Source organism: Aequorivita sp. IT1282, assembly GCF_058068205.1.
In genome coordinates this window covers 166,116-184,726 of record NZ_JBYRHR010000003.1, presented here as the reverse complement: position 1 = coordinate 184,726, position 18,611 = coordinate 166,116, and the positions used below count along the sequence as shown (strand labels likewise).

Below are 18,611 nucleotides of genomic sequence, written 5' to 3'. Positions count from 1 at the left end.
TTTCCGAAGAAAAATTAGCTATAACAAAACAGCCCTAACCTTTAATTAAGCAGTAACTACCGTATAATTTTAAACATTTTTGCCAACCTTCTTATTGCGGATCATCTGCTGCAATTTCTACTACATTTTTCCATTCTCCATCTTTATTTTTTTTCCAAATAGTAACTGCTCTACCTGTCGAAATAATCGGATTTCCAATGGAGTCGTTAATAGTCATCGTATTTTTTTCAATCATATATGCCATATCTCCACTTTCTGATACAGATACACTAATTGGTTCCCAGCTAATCGTAAAACCAGGTACTTTAGACATAGCCTCGACCATTTGTTTAATACTCTGTTTTCCTTCAAGTGTTGGTTGTCAAGACGAAATAAAAATGGCATCATCAGACCAATAACTTACTGTTTTGTCAATATTATTAGTTGCAGCAGATTTAGACCATTCTCTACTCAATTGCATCAGTTTTTGACCTTCCTTTTCAGTGTCAACTTTTTCTTGGTTACAAGAAATCAATAAAATTAAAGCGAATAAAAGTGATAATCTATTCATAATTTTAGAATTAAAAGTTTGCAATATTAGTTTTTCTTTCTTTTTAATTTTTGCCCACGATTATGTATAAAAATAGTTGCGGGTTTACTTACGAGGCTTTTCCGAAGGAAAATTAGCTATAACAAAATAGCCCTAGACTTTCATTCAGCAATAACTACCACATTATTTTAAACATTGCTGGCAGTAGTATATTTTTTATTCGAGGTTTTTACTCTACAGCTACAGACTTTGCTGGGGTTTCAGAAGCGTGTTCGTACACAATTTTCCATTCATTGTCTACTTTGCTATAAAGTAAACTTGCAGTATGAACGTCATTCTTAAAGCGCTCACCAGTTTTAAGCTCAACTTCAACAGTTCCTATCCAAGTACAAAGCACAGAAGTATCAGAGATAAATAGAAAATCCTCACTTACTTTCGTCAGAGAGAATGAATTTAAACCGCCAAATGCCTCTTTTAAGCCATTTTCCAAAGCTTGATAATCTGAAGTCGCACCCATTACACTCACACTCGTAACATCCTTAAAATATCCCTGCATTGCAGCCTCAACATTAAGAGCATTCAAATTTGAAACGATTTGGGTATTGGTATTCGAAATTTCTGTTTTTGCCGTTTCCTTTTCGGCAGCTGTCATTTCTGTTTTTTCAGTTGCAGTTACTTGGGGTTCAGCCGTATCCTTACAGCCGATACATAAAATCGATGCGAAAAAAACTAAGACCCCTAAAAATTTGATTTGTTTCATTTTTTTAAATTTATTTTTTTCGCTTACTCTGTTCAGTTTTCAGCTTCCCTGTTATTAATATTAAGTTTGTTTACACGGTTGTATTACAATACTGTAAACAAATGCATATTCGCTTACAACTATTACGTTTATCTCACACATATGAGCTGTGATTCTTATTTATTTTTACAACAAAATTTTAAAGCATTCCAAGTCCCAGGCTACGCAGGGGTTTAAATTAAAAGGGGGAGAATAGCGCCTTAAGCACTAACCCAAATATATTAAAAAAATTTTATTATCATCTATGTATCAGACGCTTATTAGATCAATAGACTAGCTGACACCCAAACGTTTTACAAAAGCCACCACGCCCTTGCCTTTCACACTTCGAGATTTCAAGCTCGTACTTCTCAGAGTAAAACTTCCAGTAAAAACTGATTGTGTTTAAAACAAAAAAAAAGCCTACAGATCTATTTTTTCAATCTGTAAGCCTAGAATAATAATGTCAAAAATTAATGAAGAAATTAGTTGTTTTTCACCTCAGTTCTTAGTTGGTCACTGGCATTTCTTTCACGTTATATTGAATGTCCGTTATTTTTAATTTCAACCAAGTCCATTTACCACTCTCCAATTCCCAACTTGCAATGCACTCAACAGGTATTTTTATTCCATTCCTTTCTTCGGTCTTAGTCGCAGTCACAGTCCATTCGGTAGGTTCGGTATCATTTGAATTTTGATAGCGCATTGCTACGAATTTTTCAAAATTCCCGTCTTTATCAAAGTGAAATTCGCCTGAACCTTTGGTTCCTTTATATTCCATTATGGCTCTGGCAGAATAGTCATCAATAGTTTCCCATTTTATGTAGTGACTTAAAGCCGCTGAAGGAAACCAAACGATTTCAGCCAAATATCGTTGCAAAGTTGCTTGGTTTACCTTTTCGTCATTTTTTACATTTGCAACTGGAATAAGTGATAGTAGTTTAATTATCATTTCGCCTTTACCATCTTCAAATTTGTCTCTACCTACTACACTTAAAATTGAATTCATTTCAGTATTAATATTCCAATTGAACGCTGGCGGTTGAATAGTAAAATATTGTTCTGCCGTACCATTATTCCAACTTGTTTGTTCGGGTTTCATTTTGAGCTGTAGTTCTTGAACTAAATGCACATTTGTAATCAATTTCTTTCCTATTATTCCGCTATTAGTCAACCATGTTTGAACAATTGGTGGTAAGCCAAGCATTGCTTTTTCGGTAACAATCTCTTGATTTTTGAGTTGCGAATTTTCAAACAGCCTTATTCTTTCTTCTTTTATTTTATGGTTAAAGTTGAAACTTGAATAACCAATTATTGTCGCCAATAGAATAATTAAATTGGCTACTGTACCAAATTTTGCGTCAGACCAATAATTAAAAATCAACAGCTGCGAAATAATCACAGCCAAAAAACCACTTAACCACCAATAGTCCGAATGAACAAGCATTAAAATGATTGTAATAGCAAAAAGTAGAAATGTCAAGAACCAAAATATTCCATAAGTTTTTGAAATAGGTTCTGAAATCGCATTAAATTCAGAGATACCAAAGGCTTTGAAAAATCCGAATAAATGGATAATTCCGTGTATTCCAATCAATATGGTTAGGGCTATTCGCATTGTTTTTTTTGCGGTTTGGCTAGGAGCAGCAGCGTTCCGTGGGGCTCCATTGATTATAGGTTTTGTTAGCAGAAGCTCCTATGTTGTTCATCATGGGGTGAATTTTTCAAATGTTGTCCCATTAAATTTAAATGCTCCATTTTCGTGTGTTCCAAGCCAAAGGTCGCCATTGTTGTCTTTGTAAATGCTGAATAAAGTAATGTCTTTAGAATTATCTTGAACTACATAATGCGTAATTTTCGTTCCATCATATTTCCAAACGCCACTTCGATAGGTTACAAACCACAAATTATTATTGTTGTCTCTTACTGTTGATAGATACTCGTCCAAATCGCTGTCCATTTTCCCATCTAAACCGCCTATGCTTTCGTGTCTTGTGTAAAATTTATTGCTTTTTAAGGTTGCGCTGTCGTAAACACTATACCTATATTCGGTATTGAACCAAAAGTCGCCATTTTTGTCTTCCGTAATTGAACGCACTCCGTTTGCACCCTCGTTGCGAAATTCTGTTACATCTTCTTCTGTAATCCATTCAAACGATTTTCCATCGTATCGGCAAACTCCAACAGGGTTTGTACCAAACCAAATGTTTTCTTTCTTGTCTTTATAAATGCTATAGATTTCAAAAGGAGTATAGAGGTCTGGTGGTTTAGGTAACTGCAATTCATTTAAAGTTATACCGTCATACCGATATACTTTCTCATTTTGATAAGCATGTTTAAACCATATATCTGTGGATTTAAGTTTCCAATCATTACTGGGTATGGCAGTTAATATCGTAAATGTATTTCCGTCAAACTTAGATATCGTAGAATTTGGGTGGCAACTGGTGAAGTATATGTTGCCAGATTTATCTTCTTTTATTTCATCAACTCTATTGTTTGGCAAACCATGCTTGGTAGTAAAATTAATCAATGTCTTTCCATCATATCTATACACTCCCGTTTCCCAACTTCCAAACCAATAAATATTCTTTTTGTCTTGATAAACAACCATTATACTGCTTCCAAGTTCTGTTATAGTATCGCCTTTTACAATGTTATCTGTTTTAACTTGTTGTTTATTGGTCTGTCCATTACAAGATATCAATAACATCAATGCGTTGAAAAATATAAATATGTTCAATTTTATTGTCATCTGTTTAAAAATTGTACTGTCATCATAGCGTTAAAACTAACCGGGTTTGGACATGAAAAGTTGCGAGTTGAAGCCGAAATTTTCCAATGTTTGTTAATTAGTTTAAAAGAACTAAAATTTTCCTATTTACTAAAATTAAGCATTTTTATGTGCGATGTTGCAATTTAGTGGTATGTGTCTACGGTGTGTAATCCTCTCAAAAAAAGTATAATGATTAATGAATTTAGGAGTTGTTTTTTGAAATTGAAAACACCGGATCCTGAATATTAAATTTTTGACAAATAATTATAAGCACGGTAGAAATAGTCATATGAAAAACCGGTAAAAGTAGTAATGCATATAATGGGACACCTAAAACTTGATATGGCCAATTATACGTCCATACGTCCAGATAAATGGTAATGACTTCCCCAAATGCAGGAAAAAAGGTCGAAATCAATAAAACTATCAGAAACTTTCTTTTTAAAGAGGTCACTTTTTGTAAGGTAATAATTGTTCGTTCCACCTTGTAAAGAAAAATAAAAGCAAGCATCCATGCGAAGGGTAACCAATAAGGAAAAGTTCTGCCAGCGTCTAAATCGTGATACTTCCAATGATTATTTTCAATCCCCCAGTTTTCTACCAATATTCCCAAAATAGCTGATAAAAACATACCTGCCATAAAAACCCATTTTTGAGTACTCTTTTGTTTGAGTGTTTTTATAAATACTTTTACGCATACCACAGCTAATATAATTGCAATTATAAAATCATATGAATGATAAAAACCAATTAATGCCCCCACAAAAGACAATTTCAAGAGTTCAAAGAGAATTTTACTGAACAACATTAACATACTACCAATGGTTAGCGAATCTATTAGGCCGATTTCGTGAGTGAAAATATTAAATTACGTGTGGCGAAACAAATAAAAGATAAATTTATGTCGTCGTGAAATGTTTTACTCAAGAAAAACACAATAGGCTGAAAGTCCTTTAGACTCACTCGCATTTGCCCGTGAGCACATAAATCCGATTGAGTACCTTTTTCAGATATCCAATTCGTCTTTAGAAGTTCAATTTTGAATTTATTCGAGATCATTTTTTAATTGTTGCCAACGTTAAATATTTGGCGACTTTGTAATTAAACAACTATCTTTCGATTAGGCACTAATCGCCCTATTTGCTAACCACAGTGTTACTCACCGTATTTATTTTTCAGGTCGATTACTAAATTCTTAAATACATAATCGTGTTCTTGTTCAATTCCAATTTTTTCTAAAGGTTGCCAATAAAACCGAGGGTATAATTCAGATGTATAAGTTGTTATTCTTGTCATTTTGGTCTGTCCGTTTCCTAACTCGTCAAATAGATAAATAGCTTCTTTAAATCCAAGCCATTTTCTACCAGTCAATTGATAGTCTATTACGTCCATTTTAAGAATTTTTCCTTTTTCAAGTTCCGTTATTTTTTCGACTATTAAACCACCCTCAAAATAACAAGTTCTTATTCCTCCGACTTTTTCTTCTTCCAAAATACATTTTTGAGGAATTGGAAGGTCAAGTTTCATTAAAAAAGGCTTTTCAGCATTTAATGTGTCAACTGATTTAATTGTTTCGTAAACTTTCATTGAAGAATAGGGAAGAATTATTTCCGACTTGATTTCAATAATATTAGTGTCGTTTTCTGTTAGTTTAGTCTCTACAAATCCAAATGTTAAGAATAGACACAATGGAAGAATAGAACTTTTTATTAAATTTTCTTTCTTACCCTTTTTGTTAGTCAAGTATTTAACCAGTGCTCCTAGAGCTACCGCTCCAATTATTAAAGGCATTGCCAATAAAATACAAACCATTCCTTCAAGTCCACCAGCAAAAAGTAATATAAAGAATATTACAAGTGAGATAATCAATCCCCATAAACTTGCCGACTTTAATGTCGATTTCCCTAAAATATATCCGAGTGCAAATGGTAGAAATACAAAGAAAGATATTCCATATCCGAATAATTCGTAATGAAGTAATAGAAAGCCAAGAGACAAAAATGTCAGACTAATGATTAGTGAAATTACGAACTCTTTTTTCATATGGTGGTAACGTTGTTATGTATGGTTTGTTCCGTGTTTAAGTACTTAATTAGCAAATAATAACCGAACCCGCCAGAACGACTCTGTCGGGCTAGTTGAGAATCCGCGAGTCCCGATTGTTATTGGGATTCGTAAGTAAGCTAGAACTAGCAATAAATTATATACGGTTTGTTGTAAAACGTTATTAATTCAACGGAAAGGTTAGTCCAACTGCAAATGCTCCAGCGTACTGTTCAACAGATGGCTGAAAATAATAGGTCAATCCTAAATCAACATTATTAGTGCTACCTAATTCTAATCCCAATGAAAAAGGTATATGGTAAATTATTCCACTTTTATCAATATTATGGTAAGCTGTAAATGTTTCGAATTTTCCAATTGAAGTTCCTATTCCAATTTCTACATATGGTGCTACATAAGGTATAGGTGCTCTTACTCTTACTTTCCCTCCTAATAAAAACGCTTTAGATTCGGCTTTTTCATCTGTTGGTTTATCATTCAAATCTTTCCCGTTTGAATAAGTTAAAATTAAACCTGCATATGGCCTCAATTCAAGCCAGGATTTGACTTTAAGGACTAGTTCGCCTTGGCCAAAAAAGCCATCAGCTACAATTTCGTCTATGCTGTTATTAGGTGCGCTAAGGCCGTATCCTATTTGTACGTTAATCGACTTTTCCTTTATAAATTGGGCATTAACTAAATTAGATGTCAGAATTATTACAATTAATATGAATGTTTTTCTCATAATGTTTTACAACAAGTGTATATTCAAAACAACAATTGCATATATCCGGCAATGTGCGTTATGATTTTAATTTTTTTCAATACCCAAGCATTCGAAAACCAAGCCAGCCATAGCCTACAAGGATTAATTAAGTGGGGAGAATATGGCGAGGAAGCAAAGCTTCAAATATATTAAAAAACCCATGTGTCTTGCGTTTCTTTAGGCTTTTTATGTGAAGAAAAAACAAAGCCGCTTAAAGCGGCTTATATTGGTTCGGTTTTTAAAAATTAAGGGGTTGTGCAACGGTTACCTGTGTTAGCTACAGTTTTTGTTCGGTATATAATTCCGCTTTATTTATGTCAATAAATATTCTTTTTCTCCCAAAACAAAGTCGAAATAGAACGTTTTATCAATACATTCCACTTCGTCTGGCAAACAGTAATTCATATTCACTCTGATGATTTCTAAATCTCCAATATTTTCCTTTTTACTATCTGTTATCACAAATGAAAAATCCGTGTCAATATTTCCAGTTCGAGGCTTTATTTTGTAACACTTATTTATGATATTTTGCAAAGATAAAAAGTATCGAAGATTCATTTCTTTCTCCGATTCAGATTTTATGTCAAGGTGAGTTTTTAGATGTTTGCTTTTGTCAGTTCCGTGATAAGCAATCAATTTCGCCAAAGCTTCTTTATTTTCAGTTTCTACCAAGTGCAATAGGTCAATAACTTGGATTTCTGCATCATCATATCTTTGTTCCATTTTGATTTTTTCCGAAATATTTTCATTCGGACATTTTTCCGAAATCCATTTATCCCATTTGTCAATATCCGCTTGCCTAACCATCATTTTTCCAATTAGATTTCCTTGGTCTTGATTCATTATTCCTGAAATAGATTCCAATGCTTCTATATTACGTGTAATCTCACTTATAGACCTCTCTTTGTTATTGGGTTCGATATATTCCTTAAGATAAGTCAGACTTTCCTTAAATTCAGGATAACATTTATCTTTTTGTTTACAAGACAAAATGCTGAAAATTATTAGTATGATGAATGTTTGTCTCAAATTGTAGCTAATGGAAAAGTGTGATTTTAATCTATTTGGTAGATGGTAAAAAACGTTATAATGAACTCCATAAACTCATATCTACTATCACTGAACGCACCTTAAGTTTGCAATTAAAACAATTGGAACACGATGGATTAATAACCCGAAAGGTTCACACCAAAAAACCACCATTAAAGGTTGAATATGCCTTAACACCTTTTGGTGAAAGTCTAACTCCTGTACTTACATCTATTGCGAATTGGGGAAAGATTGTTGCTGAAGAAAAAGGCGAAATTTTAGAATAAACCCCCTCGCAAAAGTTGAAAAACAGCTACTGTACGTTCCGTTTATTATATTTGAAGGTATATGAATTGTTATTTCGTTGCTTTCACTAATAATATATAAAAGAAAAAACTAAATGGCTGGAGAAACAAATTTATCTGAATTAATAAAAGGAATGACGCCAAAACTGAACGAGGGAGCGTATGTGTTTTCAACCTTAAAAGACGTTAGTATCGTTGACCGAAAAGATACTATTTGTGAATTCAAAGAGGAAGAAGGAACAACGATTGTTATTGCGAAAGCAAAGCAGACGCGCTAAACTTGACCTATGAATATATTGCTTCTTGGATAACGCTTACGGTTCACTCCTCTCTGGATGCTGTAGGCTTGACAGCGGCATTTTCAACCGAATTATCAAAAAATGATATTAGCTGTAATGTAATTGCTGGGTATTACCACGATCATATTTTCGTCGATAAAAAAGACGCTGAGAAAGCAGTTAAGGTTTTGACGGCCTTATCTAAAAATCAATGATGAAACAAGTTGCTATTCCCTTAAACTAGTCGTCTCTCCCTCGCAAAGACCCCAAAGGTTTTAAAAACCTTTGGGGTCTAGAAACTATTCAATTTTATAAAATCTAGATTTATTTACCCGATCTTCCTCAAAACTTCCAGCGGCGAGCTTCTCAAAACCTCTCGAATATTACTCAACCCAATCCCCAAAACCAATAGGGAAATTCCAGGTAGAAAAACCAAGAATGGGATTAGCGAAGGAGTAAATGGTTCTTCAAATACAAATACTGCCAAGAGCAAGCTGCTAATCAGTGCCAAAAGGATTCCCAAGAGGCTGCCCAAAATTCCTAGAAATAGATATTCTAGGGCGGTAATGGTTAGGATCTGTTTGTTTTTTGCGCCCAAAGTCCGCAATAAAACACTTTCCTTTATTCGCTGATATTTGCTGGTACGCACAGAGCCTATCAAAACAATAATCCCTGTAAGTATGCTGAAAAACGCCATAAAATTAATAATCCAAGAAACCTTATTCAAAATATCTTCTACTACGGTGTACATCTGCCGTAAATCTATAACCGACACATTGGGGAATTTAGTTACCAAAGCGCGTTGCAACTTAGCCGAGCTGGCTTCTGTGGGCGCATAGGTTGTTAGTACATTAAACTGTGGCGCGCTTTCCAAAACGCCGCTAGGGAAAAGCACTGTAAAATTAGGTTGCAGATTTGCCCAATCCACTTTTCGGATGCTTTTAATTACGGTTGGCATCAGTACGCCTTGCACATTAAAAACAATAGAATCGCCAACACTAACATCAGCATCTACAGAAAGATTATCGGAAATGGAAACAGGAACAATCTCGCCTGCCTTTTGCGTTGCCACCCACTCCCCTTCCATAATTTCTTCGGAATCTATAAGATTTGCGCGGTAGGTGGTTCTAAATTCGTGACTTAAAACCCAGCCTTTTATTTGGATAGTACTATCGGTTCGCAAGCTGTTTACCAATTCATTTTTGATGCTGTGCATTCGCATAGTAACCAGCGGAATATTGTCTAAAACTGGCAAATCATTCGCTTTAAAAGTGTTTACAACCTCAGCTAATTGATCTGGTTGCACGTCTAAAGTTATCAGGTTCGCACTTTCTGAGGTTTGTCCTAAAGCAGTTTTATCCAGTAGAATATCCTTTGTAAAATATAGCGTACTGATTAAAAATGTACCTAAACCAATAGCTACAAGCAACACGATAGTTTGGTTGTTGGGACGAAATAAATTGAGCAGACTTTGCCGTGTAGTAAATCCTGCTCCTTTCGGAAAATAGGTTTTAACCAATTTCATGCTACCAATTGCAATTCCTGAAAGTATCCCGAAGGTTACCATAATTCCACCGATAAAGGCTAGCGCAAATAACCAATCTTGCAGCAACCAAAAGGAAAAGGCGTATAAAAACAAGACAATTACGGCAATAACAGCATATTTGGCCAACTGTGATTGCTTTGAAGATTCGCCACTAAATCGTAGCACTTCTAATGGCGAAACGTACCAAGTGCGCAATAAAGGCAGTAAAGCAAACAAAACCGACATTACTAAGCCCAAGAAAACGCCCATAATTAATGGTTGGGCGGTAATGCTAATTGTAAGATCGAAAGGTAAAAACTCTTTTAATACTATGGGGAAAAGTTCTTGAAGCCCTACTCCTATTGCGGTTCCTATAATTCCTCCTAAGATTCCTATTCCCGCAATCTGTATTAAGAAAATTAAAAAGCTTTGTTTTCTGGACGCGCCTAAACATTTTAAAACTGCAATAGCCTTTATTTTTTCTTTGATGTAAATATTCACCGAACTGGCAATACCTACACAGCCTAGCAATAGCGCAATAAAAGCGGTTAGATTTAAGAACGATCCTACATTGTCATAACGTCGCCCCAATCTGCTACTGGTGCTGGTGTGCGTATCTAAGTCGGCATCTTCTGCCTCGAGCATCGGTTGTAACTGTGCTTCCAAAGCCACCAAATCTGTATTGGGTTGCTTGTAAAAAAACTGATATTCTTTTCGACTTCCGAATTGTAACAATTCTGTGGCCTCAATAAACTGAAAAGGTATAATTACCAAGGGTGCAATAGAACTTGAAACCGCCGTATTGCCCGGTATAGCTTTTAATGCCCCCGCAATGGGCAAGGTTATTTCGCCTATTTTAATCGAGTCGCCAGCTTGAAGATTATATTGCAACATTAAAGTTGCATCTACTAAAACTCCCCCAGAAACTTGATAGGTAGTTGCTGCGCTAACAGGTGCTGTTTCAAGGGTGCCATAAAATGGAAAATCGCCTTGCAAACCACGAACACGCACTAATTTAGTACCGTCGTTTTTCGGAAAAGCAACCATGGACACAAAATTTACTTCGGAAGCATCGGGTTTTAGAGAATCAATAATTGCTTGAGCGCGCTCATTAGGAAGCTGCTTAGTATCAATAATAAAATCGGCACCCATCAAAGATTTTGATTGCCGTTGAATATTGGCTGTTAGGTTTTGGCTGAAAAGTTGAATGGAAACTACGGCAGCAATTCCTAAGATAATGGAAGCCATAAAAAGCAGTAATCGCGCCCTACTTGCCTTTGCATCGCGCCAGGCCATTTTAAAAAGCCAGGCGGTGTTGCTATTCGATTTTAACGGTGACTTGTTCAAATTTTTACAGTTGTTTCGTTCGTTAAAATCTTACCGCCTTTTAATCTTAAAATTTGCTGTGTTCTTGCAGCTAAATCTAAATCGTGGGTAATAATCACCAGCGTTGTTCCTGTCTCTTCATTAAGGTTGAAAAGCAACTGAATTACTTTCTCGCCAGTTTCTTCATCTAGATTCCCGGTAGGTTCGTCTGCAAATAAAATTGAAGGGCTATTGGAAAATGCTCTTGCTACAGCAACACGCTGCTGCTCACCACCAGATAATTGTGAAGGGTAATGATGCACACGATCGCCCAATCCAACCTTTTCTAAAAGTTCTTTTGCTCTGCTATTTGCGTTTTCGGCGCCTTGCAGCTCTAAAGGCACACTTACATTTTCTAGGGCCGTTAATGTTGGCAATAATTGAAAGTCTTGAAAAATGAAACCCACTTCTTCATTTCGAAGATGGGCGCGTTCGTCCTCATTTAGCGTGTTTAAAATATGACCGCATAATTCAACCGTGCCAGCGCTAGGGGTGTCTAAGCCTGCCGCTAATCCTAATAGTGTGGTTTTTCCACTACCTGAGGGACCGACGATGGAGAATGTTTGTCCTTTTTCAACGTCGAAAGAAACATTTTGAAGGACTGTTAATTGTTTAGAACCACTTTTATAAGTCTTCTCCAGCCCGTTAATCTTTAATATCTTTGCCATTTAAATTTTATAATAATTACCGACCTTATGCCGAAGCCCAAAATTAAAGAAACCCTTTTGAATAGTACAGTTTACAAATACCGAAACCTCATAAAGTTTTGTTATTTCGTACTGGTTTTTGTGGTGATATCCTGTGGAAATGACACAAAATCAAAAGCAACTGTAGTTACTGACGAAAATGCTACTACTGAAAATGAGACTACAGAAAACACTTCAAGCAAAACCATATTGTTTTTTGGCGATAGCATTACTGCCGGTTATGGCTTAAATGATACTAATGATGCCTTTCCCGGAATTATACAGTCTAAAATTGATTCTTTAGAGTTGAATTATGTAGTTGTAAATTCTGGAGTGAGTGGTGAAACTTCCGCTGGCGGAAAAAGTAGAATCGATTGGATTCTAAACCAAGATATTGATGTATTCGTTTTAGAACTTGGCGCAAATGACGGGTTGCGAGGTGTAGCTATAACTGAAACTAAAGCTAATTTACAAGCAATTATAGATGCGGTAAAAGCGAAAAGCCCCAGTACAAAAATTGTTTTGGCGGGAATGCAATTGCCACCCAATATGGGACAGGAATATACAACACAATTTAAAGCTATTTTCGTTGATCTTGCTTCAGAAAACAGTCTTGAGTTTATTCCTTTTATTTTGAAAGATGTAGGCGGCATTAAAGAATTAAATCAGAATGACGGGATACATCCCACGGCTGAGGGGCATAAAATATTAGCGAATACCGTTTGGGAAGTACTGGCTCCTGTGCTTAATTCTGAATCCTAAATTTTAAAATTCATTTATTGAAATCAATGTTGCCATTGTTCGCGTATTGTTCGCAAAAAGCACCTTTTCACGAACAATACCTGAACAATTAAAAAACACTCAAACTTCGAGTTTCAGCCCAATTTCGATTTCACTTTCGATTTCGATTTCGATTTCATCAGTGACTATGTCCTCCGCCACCTTCTTCCTTCAATAACACAAAAGCACCTTTAATTAAAAACCTGCTGTCGGGTTTAATTTCGGAACTGTTTTCAATAGCTGTAAAACCGCGATATGTGGGTCCTATTTTAACTTCCATTTGGTGGATTTCAAACTCTTCGTCATTTTCGTTTTCAATTATCAAAACATATTTTTTGCCATCCATTTCAACAATAGCATTTTCGGGAAGCGCCATTTGGTTTTTCGTGCCCGTAATAATCTGTGCTTCCACAAACATTCCGGCTGTAAAGTTATGCTCGTCTTTCTCCTCAATATGACCGTGAATTAAAGCCACGCGCGAAGTTGGGTCTATGGAAGTGCCAACTAAATGCACTCCGCCATTAAAGGTTTCTTTTGAAGCTTCGGGCACCGTAAATAGTATTTCCTGTTCCTTTTTAAGTTGCATTAAATCCTTTTCAAAAACTTTCAGTTCTAAGTGAATATGGTCGGTATTCATAATTTCCATAATCTTATCGGCTGGCGAAACATAGGTGCCCGTATTCACAAAAACTTGGGTTACATTGCCGTCAATAGGGCTGTAAATATTTACTTGCGAAACAATATTGCCCGCTTGCACCGAAGCAGCATTTATATTCAACATTTCTAGGTTTTTCTTCAAGCTGTTGTAACGCGCCAAATTAGATCTATATTCACTTTCGGCCTTTAAAAAACTCTTTTGTGAAGTAATTTTTTCATCCATCATTATTTTCTGTCGGTCGTACTCAGATTTTAAATACGAAAGCTTCTCTGCGGTTTCTAAAAAATTCTGCTGCATCGTTATAAATTCAGGATTTTCCAGCGTTACCAAACGCTGTCCTTTACTAACTTTACTGCCAATTAATAAGGGCGTGTTTTTAATATATCCGCCAGCAAACGCGCTTATAATCGCTCTGCTCTGTGGCGGCACGTCAATCATTCCGCTGGTTTGCACTATTTCTGCAAAAGGTTGTTCGGTGAGTTGGCCGATTTCCATTTTTGCGTTTTCGAATTGCGCTTTGGAAAGATGAATATTCCCAGAATCGGTTACTTCTTTACTGATTTCTGAGGAAGCTTCTTCTTTATTTGAATTGTTGCAGGACACCGAAACAAGTACCAAAAGCAACAAAAGTGATTTTATATATTTCATAATTATTATTTTATAGAATTAAATAGTTGATTGCGATAACCGCTTGATTGTATTTATTGAGGTTTTCTAGATGTTGCAATTCAATTTCGTAAGCGTTTTCAAGACTTAAGATGTATTGAAAAAAGTCTATTTCACCATTTTTGAAACTGATATTTGCCGTTTTTAGAATTTCTTCGGAAAGTGATTTTCCTTCGGTTTCATAATATAGAAGTGCTTCTTCATATTTTGAAACTTCATTCAGCAATTGAACTCTCCGCGAATTCAAATGAATTTTATAATCTTCCGTTTGCTGCAGACTTACTTCCGAAGCAATTTTCGAAGCTTTTATTTTTGAAGCATTCCCACTAAAAAGCAACGGAATTTTTAGACCAATTTGGTATCCATACAGATTCTCGTTCAATCCAGAATTACTTCCCAGCGAATAAGTAAGGCTAATGTCTGGCAGCAAATGTTGCTTTTCGAGACTTTGTTTTGCTTGATAAAATTCATTTCTGTTTTCGTAATAATCTATCGCCGGATGTGCTTGCAAATCTGAAAGCGATAGTTGCAATTTCTCCAATGGCTGCGCCGCAATCAGCAAACTATCCTTAGATTGAACGACTGTTTTTAAACGCGACATTGCAATTTTCACATCCTCTTTACTCTGCCTGTAATCGGTTTCTAATTGTCGTTGTTTGGCGCGGGCGGTTATTTTTTCTAAATAATTGGTTTCTCCCAATTCAAAACGACGCTGGGCAGCGTGGGCAAAATTTTGATACAAACTGTCCAAACTTTCGTAAACGCGTTCTCTATTTTTCTCAAATTGAAATTGATAATATGCAGCTGCAACCACCCCATCAGTTTTGCGTTTCTGAATTTCGTATTGGCTGCTTTGCATTTCAAACTGGCGTTTATTTACATTTTTCTCTGCGAAATAAACCGTTGGAAATAGGAAGTTTTGCTGCACGCCAAAAATCTTAAGCGGCTCATTGTTTGGCCCCATATTATTTTCGTCAAACTCATAAAACACATTGGTTTTATCGAAGTTGAAAGCACTTCCTATCAAAGCGTCTGCTTCATCAACCTGAAGTGAAGATGCTTTTAAACCTGCATTATTTTCCAAAGCCATTTGCTGCAAATCGTTCAAATTATTCGACTTTTCTTGCGCTATTCCCGAAAAACCGAGGAAAAACAAAATAGTTATCATCGGTAAAGTCTTTCTTTTAGATTTCCGAATCTTTATCTTTTTATCCGAATCGAAAATTGAAAACAGCACCGGCAACACAACCAAAGTTAAAATGGTTGCAGTTACTAAACCGCCAATTACAACAGTTGCCAAAGGTCTTTGTACTTCGGCACCTGCATTGGTTGAAATAGCCATTGGTAAAAAGCCGAGCGCCGCAGCGGAAGCCGTTAGCAAAACCGCTCGTAGACGATTTTTAGCGCCGTGCACGATAAGTTCGTTTTTATCTGTCATTCCCTCTTTTTTAAGTTCTTTAAAATGTTCTATTAAAACAATTCCGTTGAGGACGGCAATCCCGAAAAGAGCAATAAATCCAACCCCAGCCGAAATACTAAAAGGCATATCGCGAATCCACAGTAACAATACACCACCTACTGCAGCTAGTGGAATTGCGGAATAAATCATCAATGCTTCCTTTACAGAATTAAAGGCGAAATAAAGCAAGAAGAAAATTAGCACTAATGCCACTGGCACCGCAAACAGTAATCTATCTTTCGCGCTTTGAAGATTTTCAAACTGCCCGCCATAATCTATACTGTAGCCCACGGGGAGCTTTACATTATCGTCAATCAATTTTTGCACATCGTCTACAACACTTTGCAAGTCGCGACTACGTACGTTGATGCCAACTACAATCCGGCGTTTGGTATCGTCTCGCGATATTTTTGCCGCGCCTTTGGTATATTTTATTTCAGCAAGTTCGCGCAACGGAACCTTTTCGCCAGTAGGTGTATCTACATACAGATTTTGCAGATTTGAAAGATCGCGACGGTTGTTTTCGTCAAGCCGCACCACGAGATCGAAGCGTTTTTCTCCTTCAAAAATGCTTCCCACAGATTTACCTGCAAAACCCATTGCAATCATTTCGTTTAAATCTTCAATATTGAGGCCGTAACGAGCAATTTTAGCTCGATCGAATTTCACATTCATCTCTGGCAGACCCACTACTTTTTCCACTGTAATATCATCGGCGCCATCAACATTTTCAACAAGACTCTTTATTTCATTAGCCTTATTGTTAAGCACATCCAAATCTTCACCAAAAATTTTGATTGCAATATCTGCCCGCACCCCTGTAATAAGCTCGTTAAAACGCATTTCAATGGGTTGGGTGAATTCCACTTCCATTCCCGGGATTATCGCCAAAGCTTCTTTAAATTTATCTGCCAATTCATTTTTACTGCTTGCCGAAACCCATTCGCTTTTTGGTTTAAGAGTAACAATAACATCACTTTCTTCCATAGACATAGGGTCTGTGGGAACCTCGGCAGCTCCAATGCGGCTTACCACCTGATCTACTTCTGGGAAATTTTCTAAAAGGATTTTTTCAATATGCGTCGTTATAGCAATCGTATTACTGAGAGAAGTACCCGTTTTTAGTACAGGTTGAATTACAAAATCGCCTTCATCGAGCGTTGGCACAAACTCGCCGCCCATAGTTGTGAAAAGATAAATTGTTGAAATAAGAATTAAAACCGCAACGCCTAAAACCAACTTTTTAGCACCCAATGCCCAACGAATTGTTGGTTCGTAAAAACGGTTTAGGAAAGTCATTATTCTAACTGAAATATTTCTTTTTGAAACTTCGGTAGGTTTTAAAAATACCGCTGCTGCCACAGGCACATACGTAAAGCAAAGCAACATTGCCCCCAACAATGCGAAGCTAAAAGTCATCGCCATTGGTTTAAACATTTTGCCCTCTACCCCGCTAAGTGATAGGATTGGAATAAAAACAATCAAAATAATAAGCTGCCCGAAAATGGCAGAATTCATCATTTTTGAAGAACTTTTTGCTGTGAGATTATCTTTTGCTATTTGTTTTTCTTCGGAAGAAAGTGCGTTTAGTTTTGAAGCATTTGTACTTATTTGAAACGCTACAAACTCAACTATAATAACCGCTCCGTCAATAATAATTCCGAAGTCAATCGCGCCAAGACTCATTAAATTTGCATCTACGCCGAAAATATACATTAACGATAAAGTGAAAAGCAAAGACAACGGTATAACCGAAGCTACAACGAGTCCCGAGCGGAGATTTCCTAATAAAAGCACCACTACAAAAATTACGATAAGCACTCCCAGAATAAGGTTTTCGGCAATGGTGAACGTGGTTTTACCAATTAGCACGCTACGGTCTAAAACTGGATTGATGTAAACACCTTCGGGCAGGGATTCTGCAATTTCAGCCACACGTTTTTTTACATCTTCGATTACTTGGTTTGAGTTGCCGTCTTTCAACATCATAATTTGTCCCAAGACTTTTTCACCTTCACCGTTTCCGGTAATTGCGCCAAAGCGAGGGGCACTTCCAAATTGTACCTTTGCGATATTTTTCACATAAATTGGAAAGCCATTATCGTTTTTCACAACGATGTTCCCGATATCTTCCAAAGAAGAAGCTAAACCCTCTCCGCGAATAAAATAGGCCTGATTTTCCTTTTCAATATAACCGCCGCCAGAAACGCTATTGTTCTTCTCCAAAGCTGTAAATACCTCCTGCGCCGTAATATCCATTGCGTTGAGTTTGTGCGTATTTATTGCAACTTCATATTGCTTTAAATGACCGCCCCAAGTGTTTACTTCTACTACCCCAGGAATTCCGGAAAGCTGCCTTTTTACAATCCAATCCTGAATTGTGCGAAGTTCCATGTTTGAATATCGATCTTCAAACCCAGGTTTTACATCTAGAATATATTGATAAATTTCGCCCAGTCCGGTGGTTATTGGACCCATCTGCGGAGTGCCAAAACCTTCGGGAATATTCTCTGCCGCAGACTGAATTTTTTCTGCAATAAGCTGTCTTGGCAAATAGGTGCCCATGCTTTCTTCAAAAACTATGGTAACTACTGAAAGTCCAAATTTTGAGGTGGAACGAATTGCCGTCACTCCTGGCAAATTCGCCATTTCGAGTTCCACGGGATAGGTTATAAATTGCTCCATATCCTGAGTAGACAGGTTACGCGAAGTGGTAATTACTTGTACTTGATTATTGGTAACATCAGGAACCGCACCAATAGATAATTGGGTAAGTGAAAACACGCCAAAGCCTATTAACACAAGCGTAAACAACCCAATAATGAGTTTGTTTGCAATGCTAAATTGAATGATTTTTGAGAGCATAACTAATTAAAGATTTATCCTTTTCAACGAAAATATTCGCTGAAAAATGAAATACTAAAAATTGATTTTATCCGCTTTAAAAAAAACGGTAAATAGTGACCAT

At 36.4% G+C, this 18,611-nt stretch carries 16 protein-coding genes and 1 pseudogene; 4 read left to right on the top strand and 13 right to left on the bottom strand.

The window, feature by feature from the left end:
• Window positions 1-91: 91 nt before the first annotated feature.
• The 9 genes from AC3RVG_RS07715 to AC3RVG_RS07675 all read right to left on the bottom strand — a co-directional run bounded on the left by AC3RVG_RS07715 (window position 92) and on the right by AC3RVG_RS07675 (window position 7,882).
• On the bottom strand, window positions 92-334 hold the full coding sequence (locus AC3RVG_RS07715) for a YybH family protein (protein WP_489691206.1): 243 nt from the start codon (window positions 332-334) through the stop codon (window positions 92-94).
• A 27-nt stretch (window positions 335-361) separates the two neighbouring features.
• Window positions 362-550, bottom strand: coding sequence for a hypothetical protein (locus AC3RVG_RS07710; RefSeq protein ID WP_489690870.1), 189 nt, complete (start codon window positions 548-550; stop codon window positions 362-364).
• Between the two features lie 208 nt (window positions 551-758).
• A complete protein-coding gene (locus AC3RVG_RS07705) occupies window positions 759-1,289 on the bottom strand; it encodes a YybH family protein (protein WP_489690869.1) in 531 nt (176 codons plus the stop codon).
• Between the two features lie 526 nt (window positions 1,290-1,815).
• A complete protein-coding gene (locus AC3RVG_RS07700) occupies window positions 1,816-2,925 on the bottom strand; it encodes a DUF6920 family protein (protein ID WP_489690868.1) in 1,110 nt (369 codons plus the stop codon).
• A gap of 90 nt (window positions 2,926-3,015) precedes the next feature.
• The gene (locus tag AC3RVG_RS07695; protein ID WP_489690867.1) at window positions 3,016-4,062 is read right to left on the bottom strand and encodes a ligand-binding sensor domain-containing protein; all 1,047 of its coding nucleotides are present in this window, start codon (window positions 4,060-4,062) and stop codon (window positions 3,016-3,018) included.
• Between the two features lie 223 nt (window positions 4,063-4,285).
• Complete coding sequence (locus AC3RVG_RS07690; protein ID WP_489690866.1) at window positions 4,286-4,846, bottom strand: hypothetical protein; 561 nt, start codon at window positions 4,844-4,846, stop codon at window positions 4,286-4,288.
• 392 nt (window positions 4,847-5,238) lie between these two features.
• Window positions 5,239-6,126: a hypothetical protein gene (locus AC3RVG_RS07685; protein ID WP_489690865.1), complete on the bottom strand. Its 888-nt coding sequence runs from the start codon at window positions 6,124-6,126 to the stop codon at window positions 5,239-5,241.
• A gap of 184 nt (window positions 6,127-6,310) precedes the next feature.
• Window positions 6,311-6,871 (bottom strand): hypothetical protein, encoded by a 561-nt coding sequence (locus AC3RVG_RS07680; RefSeq protein WP_489690864.1) that lies wholly within the window; start codon window positions 6,869-6,871, stop codon window positions 6,311-6,313.
• 333 nt (window positions 6,872-7,204) lie between these two features.
• Window positions 7,205-7,882 carry a hypothetical protein gene (locus tag AC3RVG_RS07675; protein ID WP_489690863.1) on the bottom strand — a complete coding sequence of 226 codons (678 nt, stop codon included), beginning with the start codon at window positions 7,880-7,882 and terminating at the stop codon, window positions 7,205-7,207.
• A gap of 50 nt (window positions 7,883-7,932) precedes the next feature.
• On the opposite strand from AC3RVG_RS07675, the pseudogene AC3RVG_RS07670 reads away from it, so the two are divergent.
• The 3 genes and pseudogenes from AC3RVG_RS07670 to AC3RVG_RS07660 form a co-directional block, all read left to right on the top strand.
• A pseudogene (locus AC3RVG_RS07670) lies at window positions 7,933-8,208 on the top strand (winged helix-turn-helix transcriptional regulator); the annotation flags it as partial.
• Window positions 8,209-8,321: 113 nt separating this feature from the next.
• Window positions 8,322-8,504: an ACT domain-containing protein gene (locus AC3RVG_RS07665; protein WP_489690862.1), complete on the top strand. Its 183-nt coding sequence runs from the start codon at window positions 8,322-8,324 to the stop codon at window positions 8,502-8,504.
• 2 nt (window positions 8,505-8,506) lie between these two features.
• The gene (locus AC3RVG_RS07660; RefSeq protein ID WP_489690861.1) at window positions 8,507-8,719 is read left to right on the top strand and encodes an ACT domain-containing protein; all 213 of its coding nucleotides are present in this window, start codon (window positions 8,507-8,509) and stop codon (window positions 8,717-8,719) included.
• A 113-nt stretch (window positions 8,720-8,832) separates the two neighbouring features.
• Here AC3RVG_RS07660 and AC3RVG_RS07655 read toward each other — a convergent pair whose 3' ends face one another.
• Complete coding sequence (locus AC3RVG_RS07655; RefSeq protein WP_489691205.1) at window positions 8,833-11,325, bottom strand: ABC transporter permease; 2,493 nt, start codon at window positions 11,323-11,325, stop codon at window positions 8,833-8,835.
• A 47-nt stretch (window positions 11,326-11,372) separates the two neighbouring features.
• Window positions 11,373-12,062 carry an ABC transporter ATP-binding protein gene (locus AC3RVG_RS07650; RefSeq protein WP_489690860.1) on the bottom strand — a complete coding sequence of 230 codons (690 nt, stop codon included), beginning with the start codon at window positions 12,060-12,062 and terminating at the stop codon, window positions 11,373-11,375.
• A 27-nt stretch (window positions 12,063-12,089) separates the two neighbouring features.
• On the opposite strand from AC3RVG_RS07650, the gene AC3RVG_RS07645 reads away from it, so the two are divergent.
• Window positions 12,090-12,842, top strand: coding sequence for an arylesterase (locus AC3RVG_RS07645; protein WP_489690859.1), 753 nt, complete (start codon window positions 12,090-12,092; stop codon window positions 12,840-12,842).
• 157 nt (window positions 12,843-12,999) lie between these two features.
• Here the strand turns inward: AC3RVG_RS07645 and AC3RVG_RS07640 are convergent, their stop codons facing one another.
• Both AC3RVG_RS07640 and AC3RVG_RS07635 read right to left on the bottom strand, forming a co-directional pair.
• Complete coding sequence (locus AC3RVG_RS07640) at window positions 13,000-14,166, bottom strand: efflux RND transporter periplasmic adaptor subunit (protein WP_489690858.1); 1,167 nt, start codon at window positions 14,164-14,166, stop codon at window positions 13,000-13,002.
• A gap of 10 nt (window positions 14,167-14,176) precedes the next feature.
• Window positions 14,177-18,508 (bottom strand): CusA/CzcA family heavy metal efflux RND transporter, encoded by a 4,332-nt coding sequence (locus AC3RVG_RS07635; protein WP_489690857.1) that lies wholly within the window; start codon window positions 18,506-18,508, stop codon window positions 14,177-14,179.
• Window positions 18,509-18,611: the final 103 nt, after the last annotated feature.

Bases quoted from the DNA above. Each gene is read 5' to 3' on its own strand.
- AC3RVG_RS07635 (WP_489690857.1), bottom strand. From the start codon at position 18,508: ATGCTCTCAAAAATCATTCAATTTAGCATTGCAAACAAACTCATTATT.
- AC3RVG_RS07650 (WP_489690860.1), bottom strand. From the start codon at position 12,062: ATGGCAAAGATATTAAAGATTAACGGGCTGGAGAAGACTTATAAAAGT.
- AC3RVG_RS07705 (WP_489690869.1), bottom strand. From the start codon at position 1,289: ATGAAACAAATCAAATTTTTAGGGGTCTTAGTTTTTTTCGCATCGATT.
- AC3RVG_RS07695 (WP_489690867.1), bottom strand. From the start codon at position 4,062: ATGACAATAAAATTGAACATATTTATATTTTTCAACGCATTGATGTTA.
- AC3RVG_RS07700 (WP_489690868.1), bottom strand. From the start codon at position 2,925: ATGCGAATAGCCCTAACCATATTGATTGGAATACACGGAATTATCCAT.
- AC3RVG_RS07680 (WP_489690864.1), bottom strand. From the start codon at position 6,871: ATGAGAAAAACATTCATATTAATTGTAATAATTCTGACATCTAATTTA.
- AC3RVG_RS07645 (WP_489690859.1), top strand. From the start codon at position 12,090: ATGCCGAAGCCCAAAATTAAAGAAACCCTTTTGAATAGTACAGTTTAC.
- AC3RVG_RS07710 (WP_489690870.1), bottom strand. From the start codon at position 550: ATGAATAGATTATCACTTTTATTCGCTTTAATTTTATTGATTTCTTGT.
- AC3RVG_RS07685 (WP_489690865.1), bottom strand. From the start codon at position 6,126: ATGAAAAAAGAGTTCGTAATTTCACTAATCATTAGTCTGACATTTTTG.
- AC3RVG_RS07640 (WP_489690858.1), bottom strand. From the start codon at position 14,166: ATGAAATATATAAAATCACTTTTGTTGCTTTTGGTACTTGTTTCGGTG.
- AC3RVG_RS07655 (WP_489691205.1), bottom strand. From the start codon at position 11,325: ATGGCCTGGCGCGATGCAAAGGCAAGTAGGGCGCGATTACTGCTTTTT.
- AC3RVG_RS07665 (WP_489690862.1), top strand. From the start codon at position 8,322: ATGGCTGGAGAAACAAATTTATCTGAATTAATAAAAGGAATGACGCCA.